At 51.6% G+C, this 3,157-nt stretch carries 3 protein-coding genes; all 3 read right to left on the minus strand.

Features of this window, described 5'->3' with window-relative positions:
• Positions 1-1,586, minus strand: a 1,586-nt coding sequence (locus ACXJ5O_RS22730; protein ID WP_457301882.1) for an AAA family ATPase, incomplete at its 3' end; no start/stop codon positions are given.
• A 195-nt stretch (positions 1,587-1,781) separates the two neighbouring features.
• Positions 1,782-2,357, minus strand: coding sequence for a J domain-containing protein (locus ACXJ5O_RS22735; RefSeq protein WP_457301883.1), 576 nt, complete (start codon positions 2,355-2,357; stop codon positions 1,782-1,784).
• A 43-nt stretch (positions 2,358-2,400) separates the two neighbouring features.
• The gene (locus tag ACXJ5O_RS22740) at positions 2,401-2,904 is read right to left on the minus strand and encodes a hypothetical protein (RefSeq protein ID WP_457301884.1); all 504 of its coding nucleotides are present in this window, start codon (positions 2,902-2,904) and stop codon (positions 2,401-2,403) included.
• Positions 2,905-3,157: the final 253 nt, after the last annotated feature.

Below are 3,157 nucleotides of genomic sequence, written 5' to 3' on the forward strand. Positions count from 1 at the left end.
ACGTTGCCCTCTTCCTCTGCAATGCGTAGCCGAAATCGATCGATCAAATATTCGCTGTGCGTTTCAAGAAGACACTGCTTCCCTGATATTCCGACGGCATAGAAAAAATCCGCCAATCTGGCCTGTACCCTTGGATGAAGGTGGAGCTCCGGTTGCTCAAACAGCATCAGCGAACCCTTGGGAGCTAGAAGACATGACACTACGATCGGTAAAACCTGACTGACACCGACGCCTACGTTTGTAAGATCGTGCTTTTTGGCGAGTCCTTCGGTAGTGACCTGCAGTTGATTTCCAAAAACACCTCGCTCTGTTGCCATAACATCGGTAGCAACCCCTAAATAATCGAGCCACTCGCTTACCGCAGTTCTAAGTTTCGCGACTTTCAGGCTTTTTGTTTTCACTCCAGCTTCAAGATTAGTTGGGGGTAAGTACTCTATTCCCTTTTCTGAATTCAAGAACAGAACAGCCGCAGTGTGCTCTCCGCGATATCCAACTTCGCCGGTATTTTCCAGAGCTTCCAGCGGGTAAACCGGCTTCGGCTCGTTTCGCAACGGACCGAGGTATTGTACTCCACGCTTCAAAAAGGATATCAGTATATCCGACGCATCATCAGCTGGCCTCAGGTATGCAAAATCGAAGTCGGAACCCTCTGAGCCAAAGTGCGCCAGGAGTTCCCGCGCAACGTCCGCTTTTAGCTGGTCGAAACCCTCTGGGATTTGGCGAGGAAGGCTGGGAATGATGCCCGCGAACCTGGTAGTTACAGCGAGTGCATCTCTAATGATATCCGCCGAAACGAAGTCCCCGTTTATCGTTATTGTAGGTTTCCCCGCTTTGAGAAGCCAGGTATTTGCCAATTGAGCTACCGAGGCCGGTAGATCCTGCCCTTCGAGATCGACTTGGGTCAGAAGCGAGTAGCTCCCCGAAAATAATGCCTCCGTCACATCAATCGTTTTCTTTTTACCCTTATTAAAATTGACTCTTATTAAGCCGGGCAGAAAGTAGTTCAAAGCCATGTGATCAATCTGACCATCAGGTTTGCCTTTTAGCATCTCTGCTCGGGAGCTTGGATCCATTTCGACATTGACCCAGCGAATCYGAGTTTCTTCGCCTCCCCAGTAGGCGTCGAACGAACTGGGAGAATAAGTGATTAGGTGGTCGACAGGCGTCTCGCTATCCTTTGTGCGCGGCCGTCGAATTCGCAATTCAGCGGCTACTACTGTGGACTGTAGTTGATCGTACTGTTCTGGAACGTCACCTGTCGTTTGTACCCGCGGCTCCCATTTGAATTTTCCAGTAATGTTTTCGATTCTCGCCGCAGCATCCCAGGGCCGATACATACTGGTCGATGAATAGTCCCCTACATCATCGACATCGTAATCGAATTGAATAGAGATCGCACGCGGATCGCTATTGTAGTGGATCACATCATCAAATGTTCCAAGTCTTACTAGAGGGCCATTTAATGCTAACGATCGGGAAGATGAACCGTATTGGACAGTTTGCTTTAGCAAAAGTATGCTCTGGAAAATTGTGCTTTTCCCGCTGCTGTTCGACCCTGCAAATATTGTGATGGGAGATAATTCCATCGGGGTGTCATTTTTGAACGACTTGAACCCACCTATCGACCATAGTCTTATCATTCTTGCTCCACCTCCCTCTTGCAGGATTTGCGGCACTCATACCAGTGACTTGCGAACATTGAAATGACTGGCGATCAATATGGCGCCAACTTTATGCGCCTTGCGCTTTGTAAGCGCTTGTTTTTGCGATGGTCACCGTTTTCACAAACCTGATTCGTTCATTCCCTCGTCATGAGCGACGTTAATCGCTGTCATAATTTTCTCAGAGCTTCCTTCCGAGTGGACTTTCTTTGCAGCACGCCGATAAGCGGTCTTTAGTGAATCGACATTCGGATTGGCATCTGGCGCCAAACCAAGAATATCGCGCCACGTTCGGTAGTTGTCGGGAGGTGGAAGTGCCAGCAAGCCGCGAAACGACGCTCGCAAAAGCGCAAGTGTGCCATGCCTGATTTCCACACGGCGCGCCTCCACGACATGGTGGATCGCCTGAAGGTTCGCTTCGATCGTGTTATAGCGATCGACAGGAATGCAAACCTGCATGCTGTCCCACTGAAACGACACGGCAACGCCGGGATCCGCTGGTCGATGTTCAGACAAAGTATAGTTGGTGGAGATAACGACGTGATCCACCTTCTTGCCGCTATCCCGGCCGAACTGAGTGAGGGACGTCCGCACGTTTTTTAGCGCAGCTGCCTGCGTCGTTCTAAAGCGACCGGACTCGCGAGTGCGTGAGCGCTCGATGTGATCTGGCGATGTCAACGGATAAGCGCTGGTCATAGAGCCAACACCTTGGCGCGGCGATCGGACTGCCACTGTTTGATCAGGGGCACCAGTTGGTTGATATGCAGCCAGCTTTTGCCCTTCTTCGCCTCGACCTCGGCGTCATGCGTCGCCAGATGGATAGCCACGGTTCAGGGCGTTCGGTTAGCAGGTCGGTATAGCCGTTTTCATCAACGCCCGTGTCCAGCGAGGCGCGGATCACTTCGTTCAAAGGGCGGCTCGTGGCGCGCCGCTCTTCCGGGGTCCACTGATCGTCCGTCGGCACCTGCTCTTCCAGACGCCACTTGTCGGCGCGATCTTTCTTGAACCGCTCCAGGCGGTCGAACTCGATCTGCTTATGACAGCGAAACAGATAAGTGGTAAGATCATCACAACTGGTGAACGCGCCGAGTATCCTACTTCGGATTCTGCTTTGCGACTCGTCGAAGGTCAGATATTGCTCGCGCTCGGCGTCCGTAAGCGTCTCAACGGCCTCGTCGAACGCCGTTCCTTCGCACTTCAATGCGAGCTTGTCGATGTACTCAAACTCGCGATTATCGAGCACCAGTACCCAGCCGCCATTTTTGACAGGCTCGACGCGATATCCATTCTCTTATTCGATTGATTTCGTGCCCCTCATGACTCGTGTTTAAGTCGAGTGAAAAGACGTATCTGTACAGTTACCGTACAGATACGTGGGGATGTTTAGGCTTCGTTCCGTCTCGATAGGGCATCAGGAGTCAGCAATATCAGGCAGTCCACAAAGTTGACATCGTAGGGGTCACAGGTTCAATCCCTGTCACGCCCACCATCTGAAC

Source organism: Phyllobacterium sp. P5_D12, assembly GCF_054049495.1.